General features: G+C 72.8%; 21 protein-coding genes. 7 read left to right on the forward strand and 14 right to left on the reverse strand.

Annotated elements, in window-relative coordinates; genetic code table 11:
* Positions 1–15 precede the first annotated feature (15 nt).
* Genes ACIBSW_RS28570 through ACIBSW_RS28580 form a run of 3 tightly spaced genes read right to left on the reverse strand, consistent with a single transcriptional unit; the run spans position 16 to position 2,022 of the window.
* On the reverse strand, positions 16–684 hold the full coding sequence (locus ACIBSW_RS28570; protein ID WP_354718836.1) for a response regulator transcription factor: 669 nt from the start codon (positions 682–684) through the stop codon (positions 16–18).
* Between the two features lies 1 nt (position 685).
* Positions 686–1,801 carry a sensor histidine kinase gene (locus ACIBSW_RS28575; RefSeq protein ID WP_354718834.1) on the reverse strand — a complete coding sequence of 372 codons (1,116 nt, stop codon included), beginning with the start codon at positions 1,799–1,801 and terminating at the stop codon, positions 686–688.
* 5 nt (positions 1,802–1,806) lie between these two features.
* On the reverse strand, positions 1,807–2,022 hold the full coding sequence (locus ACIBSW_RS28580; RefSeq protein WP_354718832.1) for a hypothetical protein: 216 nt from the start codon (positions 2,020–2,022) through the stop codon (positions 1,807–1,809).
* Between the two features lie 117 nt (positions 2,023–2,139).
* On the opposite strand from ACIBSW_RS28580, the gene ACIBSW_RS28585 reads away from it, so the two are divergent.
* Positions 2,140–2,685 (forward strand): hypothetical protein, encoded by a 546-nt coding sequence (locus tag ACIBSW_RS28585; RefSeq protein WP_354718830.1) that lies wholly within the window; start codon positions 2,140–2,142, stop codon positions 2,683–2,685.
* Here ACIBSW_RS28585 and ligD read toward each other — a convergent pair.
* The 3 genes from ligD to ACIBSW_RS28600 are packed head-to-tail and all read right to left on the reverse strand — an operon-like array spanning position 2,682 to position 5,091.
* Positions 2,682–3,644, reverse strand: a complete 963-nt coding sequence (gene ligD / locus ACIBSW_RS28590) for a non-homologous end-joining DNA ligase (protein WP_354718828.1) — start codon at positions 3,642–3,644, stop codon at positions 2,682–2,684. The genes ACIBSW_RS28585 and ligD overlap by 4 nt on opposite strands.
* 4 nt (positions 3,645–3,648) lie before the next feature.
* Positions 3,649–4,002 (reverse strand): hypothetical protein, encoded by a 354-nt coding sequence (locus ACIBSW_RS28595; RefSeq protein WP_354718826.1) that lies wholly within the window; start codon positions 4,000–4,002, stop codon positions 3,649–3,651.
* A gap of 39 nt (positions 4,003–4,041) precedes the next feature.
* Positions 4,042–5,091 (reverse strand): LacI family DNA-binding transcriptional regulator, encoded by a 1,050-nt coding sequence (locus ACIBSW_RS28600; RefSeq protein WP_354718824.1) that lies wholly within the window; start codon positions 5,089–5,091, stop codon positions 4,042–4,044.
* A 235-nt stretch (positions 5,092–5,326) separates the two neighbouring features.
* On the opposite strand from ACIBSW_RS28600, the gene ACIBSW_RS28605 reads away from it, so the two are divergent.
* On the forward strand, positions 5,327–6,406 hold the full coding sequence (locus ACIBSW_RS28605; RefSeq protein ID WP_354718822.1) for an acyltransferase: 1,080 nt from the start codon (positions 5,327–5,329) through the stop codon (positions 6,404–6,406).
* An 11-nt stretch (positions 6,407–6,417) separates the two neighbouring features.
* Here ACIBSW_RS28605 and ACIBSW_RS28610 read toward each other — a convergent pair whose 3' ends face one another.
* Together ACIBSW_RS28610 and ACIBSW_RS28615 are read right to left on the reverse strand one after the other, a co-directional pair.
* Entirely contained in the window at positions 6,418–7,743 is a 1,326-nt protein-coding gene (locus ACIBSW_RS28610) for an MFS transporter (protein ID WP_354718820.1), read from the reverse strand.
* Positions 7,740–8,291 carry a helix-turn-helix domain-containing protein gene (locus ACIBSW_RS28615; protein WP_354718818.1) on the reverse strand — a complete coding sequence of 184 codons (552 nt, stop codon included), beginning with the start codon at positions 8,289–8,291 and terminating at the stop codon, positions 7,740–7,742. Before ACIBSW_RS28615 ends, ACIBSW_RS28610 begins: the two co-directional genes overlap by 4 nt.
* A gap of 143 nt (positions 8,292–8,434) precedes the next feature.
* Between ACIBSW_RS28615 and ACIBSW_RS28620 the strand changes: the two genes are divergently transcribed.
* On the forward strand, positions 8,435–9,400 hold the full coding sequence (locus ACIBSW_RS28620) for an intradiol ring-cleavage dioxygenase (protein ID WP_354718816.1): 966 nt from the start codon (positions 8,435–8,437) through the stop codon (positions 9,398–9,400).
* Between the two features lie 19 nt (positions 9,401–9,419).
* Here ACIBSW_RS28620 and ACIBSW_RS28625 read toward each other — a convergent pair whose 3' ends face one another.
* The gene (locus ACIBSW_RS28625) at positions 9,420–9,668 is read right to left on the reverse strand and encodes an SCO4226 family nickel-binding protein (protein ID WP_354718814.1); all 249 of its coding nucleotides are present in this window, start codon (positions 9,666–9,668) and stop codon (positions 9,420–9,422) included.
* Between the two features lie 123 nt (positions 9,669–9,791).
* On the opposite strand from ACIBSW_RS28625, the gene ACIBSW_RS28630 reads away from it, so the two are divergent.
* The 4 genes from ACIBSW_RS28630 to ACIBSW_RS28645 all read left to right on the forward strand — a co-directional run bounded on the left by ACIBSW_RS28630 (position 9,792) and on the right by ACIBSW_RS28645 (position 12,718).
* Complete coding sequence (locus ACIBSW_RS28630; protein ID WP_354718813.1) at positions 9,792–10,319, forward strand: hypothetical protein; 528 nt, start codon at positions 9,792–9,794, stop codon at positions 10,317–10,319.
* Between the two features lie 40 nt (positions 10,320–10,359).
* Positions 10,360–10,713 (forward strand): MmcQ/YjbR family DNA-binding protein, encoded by a 354-nt coding sequence (locus ACIBSW_RS28635; protein ID WP_354718811.1) that lies wholly within the window; start codon positions 10,360–10,362, stop codon positions 10,711–10,713.
* A 450-nt stretch (positions 10,714–11,163) separates the two neighbouring features.
* Positions 11,164–11,634, forward strand: a complete 471-nt coding sequence (locus tag ACIBSW_RS28640) for a GNAT family N-acetyltransferase (protein ID WP_354718809.1) — start codon at positions 11,164–11,166, stop codon at positions 11,632–11,634.
* A gap of 319 nt (positions 11,635–11,953) precedes the next feature.
* Positions 11,954–12,718 (forward strand): SDR family NAD(P)-dependent oxidoreductase, encoded by a 765-nt coding sequence (locus tag ACIBSW_RS28645; protein ID WP_354718807.1) that lies wholly within the window; start codon positions 11,954–11,956, stop codon positions 12,716–12,718.
* 107 nt (positions 12,719–12,825) lie between these two features.
* On the opposite strand, the gene ACIBSW_RS28650 is transcribed toward ACIBSW_RS28645, so the two are convergent.
* The 5 genes from ACIBSW_RS28650 to ACIBSW_RS28670 all read right to left on the reverse strand — a co-directional run bounded on the left by ACIBSW_RS28650 (position 12,826) and on the right by ACIBSW_RS28670 (position 17,761).
* Positions 12,826–13,314: a GNAT family N-acetyltransferase gene (locus ACIBSW_RS28650; RefSeq protein WP_354718806.1), complete on the reverse strand. Its 489-nt coding sequence runs from the start codon at positions 13,312–13,314 to the stop codon at positions 12,826–12,828.
* Positions 13,315–13,672: 358 nt separating this feature from the next.
* Complete coding sequence (locus ACIBSW_RS28655; RefSeq protein WP_354718804.1) at positions 13,673–14,326, reverse strand: 4a-hydroxytetrahydrobiopterin dehydratase; 654 nt, start codon at positions 14,324–14,326, stop codon at positions 13,673–13,675.
* A 295-nt stretch (positions 14,327–14,621) separates the two neighbouring features.
* Positions 14,622–15,749 (reverse strand): LLM class flavin-dependent oxidoreductase, encoded by a 1,128-nt coding sequence (locus tag ACIBSW_RS28660; RefSeq protein ID WP_354718802.1) that lies wholly within the window; start codon positions 15,747–15,749, stop codon positions 14,622–14,624.
* 93 nt (positions 15,750–15,842) lie between these two features.
* Entirely contained in the window at positions 15,843–17,357 is a 1,515-nt protein-coding gene (locus tag ACIBSW_RS28665; RefSeq protein WP_354718800.1) for a multicopper oxidase domain-containing protein, read from the reverse strand.
* Positions 17,354–17,761, reverse strand: coding sequence for a hypothetical protein (locus ACIBSW_RS28670; RefSeq protein ID WP_354718799.1), 408 nt, complete (start codon positions 17,759–17,761; stop codon positions 17,354–17,356). The genes ACIBSW_RS28665 and ACIBSW_RS28670 overlap by 4 nt, the downstream gene beginning before the upstream one ends.
* Between the last annotated feature and the right edge of the window lie 43 nt (positions 17,762–17,804).

Raw genomic sequence — 17,804 nt, forward strand, 5'->3', positions numbered from 1 at the left:
TCAGTTCGGGCAGGCCTACGCCGGGCCGCCGCCGACCAGGCCCTCCTCGTACGCGAGGATCACCAGCTGGACCCGGTCCCGGACGCCGAGCCGGGAGATCGCCCGGGTGATGTGGGTCTTCGCGGTCAGCGGGCTGATCACCAGTTCCCGGGCGATGTCCTCGTTGGACAGCCCGCAGGCGACCAGCCGCACCACCTCGAGCTCGCGCGCCGTCAGCGCCGCGAGCCGCGTGCCGCCGCCCGGCGCCGGGGCCGGGCGGTGCGCGAACTGCTTGACCACCCGGCGGGTGACGCTGGGGGAGAGCAGCGCCTCCCCGGCCGCCACCACCCGGACGGCGTGCCGCAGGCCGTCCGGGTCGACCTCCTTGGTCAGGAAGCCGCTGGCGCCGGCCTCGAGCGCCGCGAACACGTACTCGTCGGTCTCGAACGTGGTCAGAATGATCACCCGGCAGTCCCGCAGGTCCGGGTCCGCCATGATCTGCCGGGTCGCCGCTATCCCGTCCAGCCCGGGCATCCGGATGTCCATCAGCACGACGTCCGGCCGCAGCGCGCGGGCGGTGCGCACCGCCTCGTCCCCGGTGGACGCCTCGCCCGCGACCGCGATGCCGCGGTCGCGCTTGAGCAGGCTGCGGAACCCGGCCCGGACCAGGTGCTGATCGTCGGCGAGCAGGACGGTGATGGTCATGTCAGGCCACGATCGGGATCATCGCCCGGACGGCGAAGCCGCCTTGCGGGTCCGGTCCGGTGGCCAGCTCGCCGCCGAGCGCGGCGACCCGTTCCCGCATGCCCATGATCCCGTGCCCCGCCGCGAAGGTGCGGCCGCCACTGTCGCCGTTGTCGACGATCTCCACCACCACGTTCGCGGCGGTGTATCGCAGCGTCACGGTCACCCGGGTGGCGCCGGCGTGCCGGACGGTGTTGGTGAGCGACTCCTGCACCACGCGGTAGACCGCGGTGGCGACCGGCGCGGGCACCTCGGCGCGCTCGCCCAGCTCGGTGACGGCCACCTCGACGCCGGCGGCGCGAACCTGCTCGGCCAGCCCGGTCAGCCCCTCCAGGCCGGCCGCCGGCGGCTCGATCCGGTTTCCCTCGCGCAGCACGTCGACCAGGGACTTCAGGTCGGTCATCGCCCGGCCCCGGACGTCCTGCGCCAGCCGCAGCGCGCCGCGGGCCTCCTCGGGCTCGTCGTCGAACGAGTCCAGGGCGACGTTCAGGTGCACGCCCACCACGGCGAGCGTGTGCGAGACGACATCGTGCAGGTCACGGGCGATGCCGACCCGCTCCTCGGCGCGCCGCCGCAGGGCGTCCAGCTCCTGCTCGTGCAGGCTCTGCTGGAGCCGGGCCGCGACCTCCTCCTGCCAGCGCCGGGTGTTGCGGTAGGCGACGGTGGCGGCGAGCACCGCGGCCAGCCACAGCGCCTCCCCGCCGATGTGTCCCAGCACCCAGTCGGACGACTGCTGCTCGACGACGCCGTCCCACACCAGGCCGTAGGTGAGGGTGAGCGCCCCGGCCACCACGGCGGTCCGCAGCCGGCCGGCGAGGGCGAGCGCGGCGAAGGCGGCGGTAGCCGGCCAGGCCCAGCCGCTGCCGATCAGGCCCGACGTGCGCCAGGCGATGACGGTCAGCACGGAGACGGTCAGGACGGTCAGCGGCCACCGGCCGACCAGCAGCATCAGCATCGACAGCCACAGCGCTAGCGCGGCCGTCATGACGCCCTGCACGTTGCCGCCGGTGAGTGCGAGCCCGGCGGGCACGCCGATCAGGGTGAGGGCGGCGGCCGCCCAGGGCAGCGATCGTGGCACGGTCCTCACCTCTCCGCCCTCGCGGCCGGTCGCAGCGGGCGGGCCGCCGCGAAGGCCAGGCATCCCGTCAGCGCCCACAGCGCCGTCCGCCCGGTCAACGACACGAGCGTCTCATGGTCGGCGAGCCCCAGTCTCGGATCCGTGGCGACGCCGAGGGCGGCGACGGCCGGAGCCGCGGCACACCCGGCCAGCGCGGCCATTGTCAGGTGTCTGAATGTCATGCCGGAAAATTACGGTCGCGCGGTGTCCAGGCGCGTCGTCCCCGCGGCGTCTCTGCGAGTGACTCCCCCGGAGTACGGGTCTACACCGATCGACGTATGTCGCCCTAGGCTGATGCCGTGATCGCCGATGGTGCCGCCGCCGCAGAACTGCTCGCCTCATACGGCCGCTTCACGCTCCGCCCGGGGCTCTCCGACTCCGAGATAGCCGGGGTCGAGCAGGAGTTCGGGTTCACGTTCGCCGACGACCACCGCGCCTTCCTCAGCGCCGCGCTGCCCGTCGGCCGCGGCTGGCCCGACTGGCGCGACGGCGACCGCGGCCAGCTGCGCGAGCGCCTGGCCATGCCGGTCGAGGGCGTGCTCTTCGACGTGGCCGAGAACGGCTTCTGGTACGAGGGCTGGGGCCCGTGCCCCGAGTCGGCGGCGGACGCGGTGCTGGCCGCCCGCCGGCTGCTGCTGACCGTGCCGCGGCTGATCCCGGTCTATTCGCACCGCTACCTGCCGGCCGGACACGGCGTTTCGGGACACCCAGTGCTATCGGTGATGCAGACCGACATCATCAGCTACGGCGCGAACCTGCCCGCCTACCTGAGCGCCGAGTTCGGCGGCGCGCGGGCCGAGCCCGGCCGGCCGAGCGTCGCCTTCTGGCGCGACCTGGTCTCCTAGCCGTCGCCCTCGGCGCGCTTCGCCCGGGCGCGGCGTTTGCCCTCGTGCATCGCGGCCACCCGGGCCACCGGGATGGTGTGGCCCTCCTCGACCAGGCCCGCGTCGAGCGGCTGCGGCGCCGGCATCGCGTCCGCCCAGGGGTCGCGGTCCTTCAGCAGGCCGGGCGCGGTGTGCACGGTGAAGTCGGCCGGTGTCACGTCGCCGAGGTCGTCCCACCCGACCGGGAACGACACCGGAACACCCGGCCGGATCCGCGGGCTGTACGCGGCCACCACGGTGGCGCCGCCCGCGCGGGTGGCGTCCAGGAAGACCTTGCCGTGCCGGTCCTCGCGGATGAACGCGGTGGTGGCGAGCTCCGGGTCGAGCCGTTCGGCGCGGGCCGCGAGCGCCCGGGTCGCGGCGGCCACGTCGACGGTGGCGGCGTTGCCGTCGAGCGGCACGAAGATGTGCACGCCCTTGGACCCGCTGGTCTTCACGGCGCCGGACATGCCCGCGTCGGTCAGCGCCCGCCGGACCAGCCCGGCCGCCCGCACGACCGCGTCGAACGCGGCGCCCTCCGGCGGATCCAGATCCATGATCAGGTGGGTGGGCCGGTCGCGGTCGTCGATGGTCATCAGCGTCGGGTGGTACTCGACAGCGCGCTGGTTGGCGAACCACAGCAGCGTGCGGCGGTCGTTGCAGAGGGCGTACTGCACCTCGCGGTGTGACGCCTCGGCCCACACCGCGGTGCGCGGAACCCACTCCGGCGTGTACTTCGGCAGGTTCTTCTGCATGAAGCGGTCCTGGCCGCGCAGCACCCGGACCACCGACAGCGGCCGGTCGGCCAGGACCGGGACGATCCGGTCGCGGACCGCGTCCAGGTAGTCCACCAGGTCGCGCTTGGTCGCGCCGGCGCCGGGGAAGAGCTCCTGGTCCAGGTTCGTCAGCGGTACGCCGTCACGCTCTTCCTTCTCGGCCATGGCCTCATCCTGCCCGGACCATGCTCAGCGCGGGAAGGACCATGACGAGCGTCAGCACCACATAGACCCCGCCGAGCCGGAACTGGCCGTGCCGGGTCGCGATGACCGCGCCGACGAACGGGCCGACGACGGCGACCAGCGCCGCCAGCAGGATGGCGCCCGGCTGCCGCTGCTGGCCGGTGACTCCCCAGCCGAGCAGCAGCGACGTGGAGACCAGCCAGGCGAGGGTGACCAGGGTGACCTTGAGGGCGACCTCGGTGCGCAGCGCGGCGGCGCGGCGCTCGTCGCGGATCTCCTGCTCGGATTTCACCGTGACGGCGATGCGCGACAGCGGCGCACGTTCGATCTCCAGCGTCACCCCTCGAACTCTAGGGGAGGCGGCGCCCGTCCGCCCGGTTCAGTCACCGGTCCGTGGCGTCCGCTCCCCGCTGCCCCGGGCGATGACGGAGGTGGAGATGACGATCGAACGGGCCGGGCCCGAGTGGCCGCCGATCCGCTCGAGGGCGAGCCGGGCCGCCTCGCGGCCCATCGCGACCGCGTCGTGCGCCACCACCGTCGTGCCGATCACCTCGGCCAGGTCGAAGTCGTCGAAGCCGATCAGCGCCGGCGGGTCGGCGTGCTCCTTCAGCGCCCGCAGCGCGCCGGTGGTCAGCCGGTTGTTCGTGGTGAACAGCGCCGTCGGCGCCGGATCCAGCGCCAGCAGCTCGCGGACCGTCCGCTCGGCGCCGCTCACGTCGTGCACGTCGGTGCGCAGGAACGGCTCCCACTCGTCGTTGCCGGCGGCGCGCATCGCCTGCTGGAAGCCCTCGATCCGGCCGCGCTGCGGCACCATCCGGGCCAGGTCGGCGACCAGCGCGATGCGCCGGTGCCCGCGGGTCAGCAGGTGCTCCGCGGCGGCCCGCGCCCCGCCCGCGTTGTCGATAACGACCACGTCGGCGTCGAGGCCGACCGGCGGCCGGTCCAGGAAGACGAACGGCACGCCGCGGCTGCCCTCGATCGCCAGGTACGCGTGCCGGTCCGCGCTCGGCACCACCAGCAGGGCGCGTACCCGCCGCTCGAGGAACGCGTCGATCAGCGCGTGCTCCAGCTCGGCGTCCTCGTCGTTGTTGGCCGTCACCAGCTGCAGGCCGTGCTGGCGCAGCTCGCGCTCGATGCCGCTGGCCACCGCCGAGTAGAACGGGTTGGTCAGGTCGCCGCTGATCAGGCCGACGAGCGCGGAGGTCGCGCCGCGGCGCAGCTCCCGGGCGATGCCGTTGAGCCGGTAGCCGAGGTGGTCCGCCGCGTCGCGGACCCGCCGGCCGGTGGCCTCGGCCACGTTCGGCTCGCTGTTCAGCGCCCGCGAGGCCGTCTTGAGGCTCACCCCGGCGAGGGCGGCCACCTGGGTGAGCGTCGGCCGGCGCTCGGCCGGGGCATCGACGGTCCCGTCGGCGGACCGGGCTGCGGACATGCTGCTCCGAACTCTTCGGCGGTGGTGCGCGGACGGGCGAATCCGGCGCAGGCCGCAATTATGACATCGATGTCGACCTCGGTAACCGCCCGGCTGCGGTCCGTCCGGTCGCTGTGTCCGAGCCGGACCGGTGATCGGTACGGTCCGTTCGGTCCCGCTGTGTTGATCGTGAAGCCGTTACCGTCTGTGCTCATCGTTGCCGTGCGATTTGCCGGTAGTGGCTGTTGGGGGCGCTATGACCGAGGTAAATCCGGCCGGGCGGGATCGCTACTTCGACACTCTGCGTACCCTCGCGATCGTCCGGGTGGTCGTCTTCCACGCGTTTCCGATCGCCGCGCTCGAGCTCGTCTTTCCCTCGATGGCCGTCATGTTCGCGCTCGGCGGCTCGCTGATGGTGAAGTCCCTGGACCGCTCCGAGGTCCGGGCGGTCCGGAACCGCCTGCGGCGGCTGCTGCCCGCGCTGTGGGTGATGGCCCTGATCGTCGTGCCGCTGATGATCTGGCAGGGCTGGCCGGACCGGCCGTCCTGGCCGCACCTGCTGCTCTGGGCGTTCCCGGTCGCGGACCCGCCGTCGAGCGAGTTCGGCTATCCGGCCGCCGGGGTGCTCTGGTACCTGGTCACCTACCTCTGGCTGGTGCTGCTCTCGCCGCTGCTGCTGCGCCTCTACCGGCGGTGGAACCTGCCGACCGTGCTGCTGCCGCTGGTCGGGCTGATGCTGCTGATGGCGCACCGGGACCTGCTCGGCGACACCGTCACCTGGGTCGCGCACAACGTCCTGATGTTCGGCGCCTGCTGGGTGCTCGGCTTCGCGCACCGCGAGGGCGACCTCGCCAAGCTGCGCACCGCGACGGTCCTCGGCGTCGCCGCCGCCTGCGTCGGCGGCGGCCTCGGCTGGGCGTATCTGCACGGCTCCGGCCTGACCGACCGCCCGGTCGCGTACGCGATCTTCTCGGTCGGTTTCGTGCTCGCCCTGCTGCGCTGGACGCCGCGGATGGACTGGCTGGCCCGGTTCCGCCCGCTGGACGGCCTGGTGTCGATGGTGAACAACCGGGCCGTGACGATCTACCTGTGGCACAACGTGGCCATCACCGTCGCGGTCGCGCTCTACGACCGGTTCGAGCTCTGGCGGCTGCCCAGCGAAGGTCTCGCGACCGCCGCCGACTTCTCGATCGCGATCGCGCTCGTCGGGGTCGCCGTCCTCGTCCTCGGCTGGGTCGAGGACCTCGCCGCCCGGCGGCGGCCGCGCCTCTCGCCGTTCGTCCGGCGGCGCGGGCCCGTGGTCGCCGCGCCCGACCCCGCGCCGGCCGCGCACTGAGCGACCGGCGGTCAGCCCGCGAGGGCCACGTCGGCCACCGGCAGGTCGCGGCGGCCGCGGAGCGGACCCAGCAGGAGGATCAGGCCGCTCAGGGCGTACCCGATTGCCATGATCCACATGGCGCCTCGGGTGCCCAGCAGGCCGGCGGCCGCGCCACCGAGGACGGCGCCGGCCGGGATCGCGCCGTAGTTCACGAACTGCATGCCGGTCAGCACCCGGCCGAGCAGCCCGGCCGGGACGTACGCCTGGCGGAAGCTCGCGGTCACCACGTTGCCCGCGATGGAGCCGGCCGTGATGCCGAGCATGCCGGCGACGAAGACGCACAGGCCCGGCCCCGGCTGGGTGAGGGGTACGAGCAGCGACGCCACCCCGCCGAAGACCTTGCAGGCGACCAGCGCGCGGGCCCCGCCGAGGCCGTTGACCAGCCGCGGGGTGACCGCGGCCGCGCCGACACCGCCCAGGGCGACCGCAGCCAGCAGCAGGCCGACACCGGCGGTGCTGACGCCGACCTCGCGGACCAGGAAGACGACGGTGATGGCGTTCATGCCGGTCAGCCAGAGGTTCGCCGCCGCGCCGTACGCGGTCAGGTTGCGCAGGAAGCGGTCGCGGATCAGCCAGCGGACACCGGCCGCGATGCCGCTTTTCTCGCCGGTGACCGCCGGCCGGCGCTCGGTGCGGCGGATGCGCCACAGCATGAACGCCGAGAACAGGAAGCTGAACGCGTCCACCACCAGGCCGGCGACCGCGCTGACGGCCGCGATCAGCAGGCCGCCCGCCGCCGGGCCGGCGACCTGGGCCGCGGACTCGGTGCCCTGCAGTGCCGAGTTCGCCTCGACGAGGTCGTCGGCGTCGAACATCGCCGGCAGGTAGGCCGTCCAGGCCACGGTGAAGAGGACGGTGGCGACGCCGAGCAGCAGCGCAACGGTCAGCAGGTGCGCCATGGTCAGGCGGCCGAGCCAGGCCGCGACCGGCACACTGATCACCAGCGCCGCGGCGATCAGGTCACTGATCACCATCACCGGCTTGCGGGCGACCCGGTCGATCCAGGCGCCGGCGGGCAGCCCGATCAGCAGCCACGGCAGCCAGGCCGCCGCGGTGAGCAGGCTGACGCCGAACGCGCCGGCGTCGAGCACCTGGACGGCGATCAACGGCGTGGTCACGGCGGCGACCGAGCTGCCGAGCCGGCTGACCGTCATGCCCGCCCACAGCCTGCGGAAGTCGACGTCGCGCAGCACGCCCCGGCGCTGCGTCCCCCGACCCTGCGCGTCCTGATGCTGCGCGTCCCGGTTTTGGGCGTCTCGGCGTAGGCCGTGGTCGGCCGGTCGCCCGGCGGTCATGGGCGGGCCGGGAAGCCCCGGCCGATCACGAAGACCGGCTCCCGGTCGGGGGCCTCGGGGCGGCCCGCGTAGCGGTCGATGACCTGCTGGATCTCGGCGCCGAGCTCCGCCAGCTCGGCCGGGCTCAGCCGCAGGAAGCCGTCGGTGGAGAACGCGGCTTCGGTCCACGGCTCCTCCCGCGATGCCGGGCTGCCCAGCCAGGTGGAGACCAGATCGACCTGGCGCTGGAGGTCGAGCGCCACCGCGGCGTCGGCCGCGGCCAGGTCGGCCGCGTCGCCGCCGAAGTCCGCGAGACTCCAGCTGATGCTGCGGTCCGGCATGCGCCACCAGTGCTCCTTGCGGTTGCGGGCCAGCTCCGGCGCCTCCTCGATGAGGCCGGCCTCGGCGAGCACCCGCAGGTGATGACTGACGTTGGCGACCGCCTGCCCGGTGCAGCGGGCGAGCACGCTCGGCATCGACGGTCCGTCGACCCGCAGCACGTCCAGCAGGCGGCGGCGGACCGGATGCGCCACCGCCTTGAGTACGGCCGCGTCCCTGATCTGAGGCATGCCGCCACTCTGACATGGTTAAGAGTTGTTGCGCAACAGCTCTTAACTATCTTTGAAGGGCCTGGCATAGGGAAGGCACAGGTCACGCACAGCCCAGCCGGTTTTGCTTGCGGCACACGTTTTTCCGAGGGAAGGCCACCGCCGTGCAGGAGCAAGAGGACCGGGACAACGCCGCGTACGTGCGCAGGGTGCACGACAAGGGGCTGCAGTTCGACATGCGCACGATGTCGCGGCGCCGGCTGCTCGCGGCGTTCGGCGGTGCGGGCGCCCTGGCGCTGATCGGCGGGGTCGCCGCGTGCGACAGCACGGCCGACGGCGAGGTGACGGCGGCCGCGAGCGGGTCGGCCACCGGCGAGGTCGCCTCCGAGACCGCCGGCCCTTACCCGGCGGACGGGTCGAACGGGCCCGACGTACGGACCGAGCAGGGCGTCGTGCGCAAGGACATCCGGTCGTCGTTCGGGACCGCGTCCGGCACCGCGTCCGGCACCGCTTCCGGCACCGCCGAGGGGGTGCCGCTGGAGTTCTCGCTGCGGGTGACCGACCTGAACGGCGCCGCCGTCGCCGGGGCCGCGGTCTACGCGTGGCACTGCGACCGGGACGGCAACTACTCGCTGTACTCCACCGGGATCACCGACCAGAACTACCTGCGCGGCGTTCAGGCGGCCGACGACACCGGAACCGTGACGTTCACCAGCATCTTCCCCGGCTGCTACTCCGGCCGCTGGCCGCACATCCACTTCGAGGTGTACCGGTCGCTGGAGCACGCGACCAGCGGCGCCGGGCCGATCGTGAAGACCTCGCAGATCGCCCTGCCGCAGGACGTCTCCGCCACGGTCTACGCGACCGACGGTTATCGCGCGAGCGTCGCCAACCTGAGCAAGGTCACGCTCGCCACCGACAACGTCTTCGGCGACGACTCGGCCGCGACGGAGCTCGCCACCGTCAGCGGCAGTGTCACCGACGGCTATGTCGCCACGCTGACGATCGCGATCGACCCCACCGGCACCGAGACGGGTGGCGGCGGTGCACCGCCGGCGGGCGGCGGCGGCCCCGGTGGCCCCGGCGGGCCTCCCAGTGGCGCGCCCGGGCCCCGGCCCTCCTCCTCGTGAGCGCCGGTCCCGCCCGGGCTCAGACCTCGACGGTCAGCTCGTAGATCTCCGCCGCCGGGTGCCCGGCCCGCTCGTGCACCCGCATGACCGCCTCCTTGCTCGGCCCGCTCGACAGGCAGAACACCTTGCCGAGCTCCGGGTCGAGCCAGGCCCGCTCGAAGTGCACGCCCTCCTCGGCCTCGATCCGCAGGTCGGCGCGGTGCGCCGCGTCGAGCTCCTCGTGAGTCGTGCCGAAGAACCCGTCGTGCACGTCCATGAACATCGCCATCCCTCCAGCATCGGACGGCGCGGCCCCGGTCGCTGGACTTCGGCGAACACGCCGCCGTCGACCGATCGTGGTACGTCAAACGGGCTATAGCTAACGGTCGATGCGGCTGGCGAGAATCGCACTATGACCGCCCCCGCTGACGACACCGTCCTGATCGCGCTGGTGGCCGTGTTCACGGCCTCCACCGGCTACGCCGCCGGCCGCCTGCACCAGTGGTACCGCACCGGCCTGGACCGTGACGAGGCATACCGGGACGGATACGACACCGCGACACGGAGCGTGTTCAGCATGGCGGCCCGGCTGATCGGCCCGCGGCGCGCGGCCCGGGGCACGGCGGTGGTCGCGTCGGCGTCCTCGCGGTCGGTACCCTCCATCACCTCGATGCGGGAGGCGTCGGTCACGCCGCCGTCTGCGGTGCTCCGACCGGCCATCCTCCCGGCGGCGGATCTCGTCGACGCGCCGCCGGATCGGGGTGTGCCGGGGTCCATCGAGGAGGAGGGAATCGGGCGGCACCTGGTACCGGACGAGTTGGTGCAGGCGCCGACTTACCGGCTTGCGCCGGACCGGGTCGCCCGGGCCAAGGTTCGCGGCGCGGTCCCGGCCGACGACGAGGCCCGCCCGCCCTTCGTGCCGCGGCCACGCTCATCCTGACGCGCCGGAAAGTGTCGTAGGCCGGCGTTAGCCTGCCGGCATGGTCACTGTGGAGGATGTCCGCCAGGTCGCGCTGAGGCTGCCCCGCACGAGCGAGCACCTCATCTATGACCGCGTGAAGTTCCGGGTGGGCCAGATCGTCTATGTGGCGTTCTCCCGCGACGAGACGATCATGGGATTCGGCTTTCCCAGGGAGGAGCGCGCGGCCCTGGTGGCGTCCCAGCCGGAGGTCTTCCACCTGCCGAACGCGACGAACATGCGCTTCCAGTGGGTGCAGGCGTGGATGACGGCGCTGGACCACCGCCAGATGGAGGAACTGGTGATCGACGCCTGGCGCATGGTGGTCCCCAAACGCGTGGCGGCGGCCTACATCGCCGGCCTCCCCGACCCCTGACCGCCCCACCGAACCGCCCCGACAGGGCTGCGCGGCGCGGGGTTGAGGTCAGCGCTCGCCCAGGCGGCTTGCGCGTTCCCCGGACAGCGTTTGGCGGCGGCCTGCGCGTTCCCGGGAAAGCGCTCGGCGGGCAGTCTGCGTGTTCCCGGGAAGCGTTCGGCGGGTGGCCTGTGTGTCCGCGGCCTGCGTGTCCGTGGGTGGCTTGCGTGTTCTTCGGGCAGCGTTTGGCAGGCGGCCTGCGCATCCCCGGGTAGTGCTCGGCGGGTGGCTTGCGTGTTCTTCGGGCAGCGTTTGGCAGGCGGCCTGCGCATCCCCGGGTAGCGCTCGGCAGGCGGCTTGCGCGTTCCTAGGGAGCGCTTGGCGGGCGGCTTGCGTGTTCCCCGTGCAGCGCGCGCCGGGCGCGCACGATATCGGTCGCCGTCGCCGGGTGTGCTCCGCCATGCTGCTCACATGCTCTTGCGCGGTGCCACGCCGGCGGATCTTCCGGGGCTGCTTGATGTGCAGGAGACGGGGGCGCGTATCGGCCTGGCGCACATTTTTCCCCAGGATGCCTATCCGTTCCCGCGTTCCGCGTTGTCGGCACGGTGGGCCCGGGAGATCACAAGCCCGGATGTGGACGCCTACGTCGTGGTGCGGCAGGAAGGGAGAATCGAAGGCTTCGCGGCGGTTCGCGGCAACCAGCTCCTTCACTTCGGCACGGCGGTGGAGACCTGGGGGACAGGGCTGGCCGCCGCCGTCCACGGCGAACTCATCGAGCGCCTGGCGCGCGCCGGTGATCCGGCGGCGTGGCTTCGCGTCTTCGAACAGAATCACCGGGCCCGCCGGTTCTACGAGCGGATGGGCTGGACCTCGGCGCGGCGCCTGACACGAAGCACGTTCCCGCCATATCCGGTCTTGATGGACTACGAGATCAACCTGTAGGAGCCGCGCCGTCGGTGCCGGAATCGACCCTCGCCAGGGGCGGCGCCGGCGCGCGCCCGTCGTGAGCCCGACGAGGACGGCTACTACAACCCGGTCACGGAGGCCCGCGCACGTCGTCGGCGCGGACCGCCTGGGTGAAGACCGTCCCCGGGCTGCGGGGCCTTCCGGCTGCGGCGCCTTCCGGCTGCGGCGCCTTCCGACGGTGCAGGAAGTTGGCCGGTGCCGCACGATCATGATCCCGGTATCCGCCGGCGGCGAGGGGCGAAGCAGGTATCGTGAATCTCTTCATCCGTCCGGGAAGACCGGCGAGGCTCGTCGCATGAACATCTCCGGGAACACCGTTTTCATCCCCGGCTCCACGAGCGGCATCGGCCTGGCCCTCGCGCTCGCGCTGCGGGCCAGAGGCAACCAAGTCATCGTCGGTGGCCGGCGCGCCGAGTTGCTTGAGCAGATCGCCGCCGAGCATCCCGACGTCGACACCGTCCAGATCGACACGGCGGATCCCGCGAGCATCGACGCCGCCGCCAAGGAGGTGCTGGCGAGGCACCCGGACCTCAACGTCCTCGTCACCATGGCCGGCATCATGCGCGTCGAGGACTGGCACACACCCGGGTCGTTTCTGGAGTCGGCCGAGGCGACCATCACGACCAACGTGCTCGGCCCGATCCGCCTCATCGCCGCGTTCATCGAGCACCTGCGTGCGCGGCCGGACGCCACCATTGTGACGGTGTCCTCGGGCCTCGCGTTCGCGCCGCTGAGAGCCACCCCGAGCTACAACGCGTCGAAGGCCGCGATCCACATGCTCAGCGAGTCGATCCGGCTGCAGCTGGCGGACACTTCCGTGCAGGTGGTCGAGCTGGTGCCGCCCTCCGTGCGTACCTCGCTGCTGCCCGGGCAGGAGAGCAGCGAGTTCGCGATGCCGCTCGACGAGTTCGTGGCCGAGGTGGTCGGGCTGCTCGAGTCGCGGCCCGACGCGAAGGAGATCCAGGTCGAGCGGGTGAAGTTCCTCCGCTACGGCGAGGCGCGCGGCGACTACGACCAGGTCGTCACGATGCTCAACGCGGCCGACCCGCACGGAACGTAGGCTGCCCCGGGCATCGTCGAGGAGCAGCGGCTCCTCGCCCTCCACCGTCGGCAGGCCGGCCCAGACGATCTCCGGGTCATCCGCTTGAGCCGCGACCGGCCCTGGTCCTATTCGGTGAGAACGAAGATGTATTCCTCGATCCCGTCGGCGGGCGCGGGCGTCCTGGCCTCCTGCGCATGGTCGCGGCGGAAGCCACACTTCTGCAGCACGCGGATCGAACCGGCATTGCGGGTGGCGACGTGGGCGTGCAGCGGCCGCACCGGGACCTCGTCGATGAATTGGCTGAGCGCCCGGGTCGCTACGGCCCGCCCCCAGTGTTCGCGCCCGATCCAGTAGCCGACCAGCCGCAGACCGCCGTCCTGCCAGCCGCAGATGTAGCCGGCGACGATGCCGTCGGCCAGGATGGTCCGCAGGATCTTCGAGTCGTCGAGACGGATCTTCGCCCAGTGCGCGTCGAACCGGTCACGGTCGCGCGCGGGGAACGCGGCCATCTCGGTGGCCTCCGGGTCTGTCTGGTGCGCGAAGAACACAGCAACGTCGTCGTCCTCGACTGTCCGGAGGCGCACCTCGGGCAATCCGTCCGCATCTGCGGTCACTCTCAACCACCGTTCAAATCATCGCCGGCGCCCGCGCGGAACCGGATCGGGCGATAGGTCAGCCACGGTCCCGCCGAGTGTGCTGGCAGATCGTGTGGGTCTCCGGGCTAGTGGGTGAGGCCGGGCGGCTGAGGTCCTGCCGAGTGCGCCGGCGGATTGTGTTGGTCTTCGGGTGGGTGAGCGCCGGGTTGACTGGGGTCCCGCCGGGTGCGCCGGCGGATTTTATTGGTGTCCGGGCTGGTGTGGTGGGTCGGCTACGGGAGCTGGCCGGGTGTGTTGGCAGGTGGTGTCGGTCTTCGGGTTGGTGAGGGCCGGGTTGGCGGGGATCCCGCTTGGTGGGCTGGGTTGGTGTGGTGGGTCAGGTGCGGTCTTGCCAGGTGCAGAGGCAGACCATGTTGCCTTCCGGGTCGGCGAGGACCCAGAAGCTTGGTGCCTCCGCGTCGCTGACCAGGGTGCCGCCCGCCGCAAGGGCGGCGTCGATGCGGGGCGCGACCTCCGCGGGGTCCAGCCAGAGGTCGGGGTGCCAGCGTTGGCGCGGCTCGTCGGCGCCGGACTCCTGGAACCACAGGGTGGGTAGGACGCCGGTCGGGTCGCTCAGCTCGTCGGTGGGCTCCGATCCTGGGGGCTGCTCCAGGCCCAGCACCGCGCCCCAGAACGGCAGGACCTTCGAGTAGGCCGGTGAGTCGAGCGCTAGTTCGAGCCGGGAGAGGCCCTCGGCGCTGGTTCGGGTGCCGGCGTCGGCGGCCAGTGTGGAGACGGTGCGGGCCAGGCGGAGGTCCCGCTCGGTGACGCCGCCGGTGTCGTGGCTGGTGAGCCTGACGTCGACGTGGTCGTAGCGCAGGTCGAGGTCGGGGTGGTGGTTCTGCTCGTCGGCCGCGGCGCCGATGGCGCCGGCCAGTGCGAGGCCGGCCGCGAAGTCGGCGGTCTTGATCCGGGTCTGCAGGCCGCCGAGCAGGTAGACCCACCCGTCCAGCGCCGCGTCGGCGATCTGTCGTCCGGTCAGCTTGGTCATCGGGTCATCCTGTCCCACCGGCGGCGATTCGGCGCGCCGCCGGTGACGAGAAGGGGGGCGGGCAGGTCGGGTGCGGCCAGGCGATCCGGCGCCCTAGCGGGACACGCCGCCGGGTGCGCGGAGCACGCCGCCCGGCGCGTGCTGCGCGCCGACGAATGCCGAGCAGCGTGAACGGCATCGGTATGCGGATTCGCGCAACCGCGAGCGGCACGAGACACGCGCCGGTTGGGCTGGTGAGGTAGGTGGCTGCGCGGGCCGGTGAGCGGGGCGCCGGGAACGGACCTGGTGGGTGTGGTCATGCCGGGATCCTGGGTGGGCCGGCGGCGATGCGTTCGCGGATCTCGTGCATGCGGGCCGCGTTGTGGTGCGGCAGCTGCCAGCGGGTCTCCATCCACCACGTGCAGCCGGCCTCGGCCAGCGGCGACACCTGCGCCCAGGCGGCCGCGGGGTCGTGGCCGGGGGTCTCGCCCTCGGCGAGGATGTCGAGGGTCTCCGGTGCGCCCCGTTCGATGAGCCAGGCGCGCAGCTCGCGGATCTCGTCGGGGCCGTTCGCGTTGTTGGGGATCACGCCGTCGCATTTGAGCACGCGGCGCAGCGATTTCGGCCTGGGCCAGACGGCCACCACCCAGATCGGGATGCGCTTCTGCACCGGGCGGCCGACCGGGTCGCCGGTGTCGTCGCCGCGCGGTGCCTCGTAGTCGTAGTGCGGGCCGTGGTGGCTGGTGCCGCCCGCCCAGAGGGTGCGGATGAGGTCGATGCCCTCGTCCATCATGGCGGCTCGTTCGCGCAGGTCGGTGACCTCGCCGGTCTGCGGCAGGCCGGCGTCGAGCGCGCCGACGCCTATGCCGAGGACGGCCCGGCCGGCGGAGAGCTGGTCGACCGTCGCCACCTGGCTCGCCACCTTCCACGGGCGGCGCCAGGGCAGCGGCGTCAGGATGGTGCCGAGCCGGATCCGGGTCGTCGCGGCGGCGATCGCGGCGAGCAGGCTCCAGGCGTCGACGCCGGACGCGGACTCCCAGACGAAGACGCCGTCCCAGCCGGACTGTTCGGCGAGGACCGCTTGCTGCAGCTGCTCGGGGGCGGTGCCGCCGGGCAGGATGACGCCGTAGTTCATGGTGTGGACGCTAGCGGCGGGGTACGACATCGCGGCCGAGGAGCGCGAGAATCCGATCCAGCGGGGAGCCTCCGGGGTCCGGCAGGCCGAGGCGCGAAGGCCGCGCCCGGCCCCAGCCGGCTCGGCGATCGGCAGGGCGGCGGCGAGCACGTCGTCCGGCAGCGCGTAGCCGGCGCCGAGCGGGCTCGCCACGTCCCAGCTGTGCACGACGTTGTCGACCAGGTGGAAGCCGATGGCGAGCCGCCGGGGCACCGGCGTTCCCGGGATCTCGGGCAGCAGGAGGTCGAGCTCGTTCGCGGCGAAGGCCATCCGCGCGAGGAGCGTCTCCCGGCCGGGCCGGCCGAGGCGGACCGGCGCACGTTCCTGCGCGTGCTGCGCCGCCTCGACCCCGCCGACGGCTGATCAGACGACGTCGAAGTTCGCCATCATCGCCATGTCCTCGTGCTCGAGGTTGTGGCAGTGCAGCATGTACCGGCCGCGGTACCCGGCGAACCGCACCAGCACCTCGACCGCCTCGTACGGCCGCACGTCCACGGTGTCCTTCCACCCACCCTCCCACGGCTCCGGGCTCCGTCCGCTGCGCGACAGCACCTGGAAGTGCCCGAGGTGCACATGCACCGGGTGGTGGAAGTCGCTGGTGAAGCGCCACAGCTCGACCGTGCCGAGCCGCGGCGCGGCGAGCGAGCCGGCCGGGTCGTACGGCTGATTGTTGATCTGCCACCGGCCGCCGCCGTAGCGGAAGTCGAACTGGCGCACCCGGACCGCGTCCGCCCGGGTGAGCGCCGGCACCCGCGAGAGCCGGGCGGGAACCCGGCTGTCGTCCTTCGCCTTGCCGGTGACCACGAAGCGCATGACCTCCCCGGCCGGGCCGGTCCCGAAGCCGTTGAGCAGCGTCACCTCGGTGCCGATCGGGTACCCGGAGAAGTCGACGAGCACGTCGCAGCGTTCGCCGGGGGACAGGACGATCTCCGGGAGCGGGACCGGCGCCGCCAGCAGGCCGTCGTCGGTGCCGATCTGGATCAGCTCCGCGCCGGTGCTGAGCCCGAGCCGGTAGCGGCGGGCGTTCGAGCCGTTGACCAGCCGTAGGCGGTAGCGGACGTTCGCCACCTCGTGGCGCGGCCAGGCGACGCCGTTGACCAGGATGATGTCGCCGAAGAGCCCGGAGCGGAACTCGCCGTCGGCGCCCGGGGACGCCATCGACATGTCCCGCATCGGGTAGCGCAGCGAGCCGTCGGCCTCGAACGCCCGGTCGCAGATCAGCAGCGGCAGGTCCCGGTCGCCGCGCGGCAGCGGCAGCGCGTCCTCCTCGTCGTCCGAGATGATCATCATGCCGGCGAGGCCGCGCCACACCTGCGGCGCGGTGAAGTCCATCCGGTGGTCGTGGTACCAGAGCGTCGCCGCCCGCTGGTTCATCGGGTAGCGGTAGTCGCGGCTGACCTCGTGCACCCGCGCGCCGGCGCCGTGCTGGTGCGGCGGGGCGGGGGAGTAGCCGGCCGGGGTGGTCAGGTCGAGCGGGAAGCCGTCGGAGTCCGCCGGGGTGACGCCGCCGTGCAGGTGGGTGGAGGTCGGCACGGGCAGCTCGTTGCGCATGGTCACGGTGAGCGGGCGGCCGCGGCGGGCGCGGATCGTCGGGCCGGGGAAGATGCCGTCGTAGCCCCAGATCCGCGTGGTGTGGTCCGGCAGCAGGCGGGCGTCGGCCACGCGCTGGGTGATGGTGATGTGGTCGCCGGCGGAGTTGGTCAGCGTCGGGCGGGCGACCGGCGGGATCGCCAGCGGCGTGCGGAAACGCTCCGGCAGGGGCACCGAGCTGGTCAACAGGGATCCGGTGCCGGGGCCGTCCGCGGGCCGTCCGCAGCCGGCGAGTGCGGCGGCGCCGGCCAGGGCGAGCAGGCCGCGCCGCGATACGACAGGGTTCACGAGGGGGTGCCGGCGGCGAGGGCGGGGCGGTAGGCGAAGGCCCACCAGGTGAGCGCCGCGGTCAGGGCCATGACGGCCATGCCGAGCGGGATGTGCAGCCCGACCTGGCGGGCGAAGCCGAGACCGACCTGCATCACGATCGTCCACCACAGCGCGACGCTGAACGCGATCGGCCACCACGGCCCGCGGCCCGGGCGGACCAGCAGGATCGTCGCGGGCAGCAGCGCCGCCGAGGTGAGCACGAGCAGGATCGCGTTCGCGCTGTGCAGGCCGAGCAGCTTGACGTTGCCGGTGACGAAGCCGCCGGCGAGCGCGGCCTGGGTGAGCACCTGCAGCAGCAGGACGACGGTGAGCGTACGGATGACGGCGATGGGCCATCGCCGGGCGGGTCTGATCTCTGGCACGAGCCCATCGTGCGGTCGTGGCCTTATTTCCGGATCCGGGTCC

Source organism: Actinoplanes sp. NPDC049668 (assembly GCF_044465445.1).
Classification (GTDB): Bacteria; Actinomycetota; Actinomycetes; order Mycobacteriales; family Micromonosporaceae; genus Actinoplanes.

Coding starts and splice junctions, on each gene's coding strand:
- ligD (WP_354718828.1), bottom strand. CDS start 3,644: ATGGCCGAGAAGGAAGAGCGTGACGGCGTACCGCTGACGAACCTGGAC.
- ACIBSW_RS28655 (WP_354718804.1), bottom strand. CDS start 14,326: ATGACCAAGCTGACCGGACGACAGATCGCCGACGCGGCGCTGGACGGG.
- ACIBSW_RS28625 (WP_354718814.1), bottom strand. CDS start 9,668: ATGGCGATGTTCATGGACGTGCACGACGGGTTCTTCGGCACGACTCAC.
- ACIBSW_RS28615 (WP_354718818.1), bottom strand. CDS start 8,291: ATGCCTCAGATCAGGGACGCGGCCGTACTCAAGGCGGTGGCGCATCCG.
- ACIBSW_RS28630 (WP_354718813.1), top strand. CDS start 9,792: ATGACCGCCCCCGCTGACGACACCGTCCTGATCGCGCTGGTGGCCGTG.
- ACIBSW_RS28660 (WP_354718802.1), bottom strand. CDS start 15,749: ATGGCCTTCGCCGCGAACGAGCTCGACCTCCTGCTGCCCGAGATCCCG.
- ACIBSW_RS28600 (WP_354718824.1), bottom strand. CDS start 5,091: ATGTCCGCAGCCCGGTCCGCCGACGGGACCGTCGATGCCCCGGCCGAG.
- ACIBSW_RS28610 (WP_354718820.1), bottom strand. CDS start 7,743: ATGACCGCCGGGCGACCGGCCGACCACGGCCTACGCCGAGACGCCCAA.
- ACIBSW_RS28580 (WP_354718832.1), bottom strand. CDS start 2,022: ATGACATTCAGACACCTGACAATGGCCGCGCTGGCCGGGTGTGCCGCG.
- ACIBSW_RS28640 (WP_354718809.1), top strand. CDS start 11,164: ATGCTCTTGCGCGGTGCCACGCCGGCGGATCTTCCGGGGCTGCTTGAT.
- ACIBSW_RS28635 (WP_354718811.1), top strand. CDS start 10,360: ATGGTCACTGTGGAGGATGTCCGCCAGGTCGCGCTGAGGCTGCCCCGC.
- ACIBSW_RS28570 (WP_354718836.1), bottom strand. CDS start 684: ATGACCATCACCGTCCTGCTCGCCGACGATCAGCACCTGGTCCGGGCC.
- ACIBSW_RS28645 (WP_354718807.1), top strand. CDS start 11,954: ATGAACATCTCCGGGAACACCGTTTTCATCCCCGGCTCCACGAGCGGC.
- ACIBSW_RS28605 (WP_354718822.1), top strand. CDS start 5,327: ATGACCGAGGTAAATCCGGCCGGGCGGGATCGCTACTTCGACACTCTG.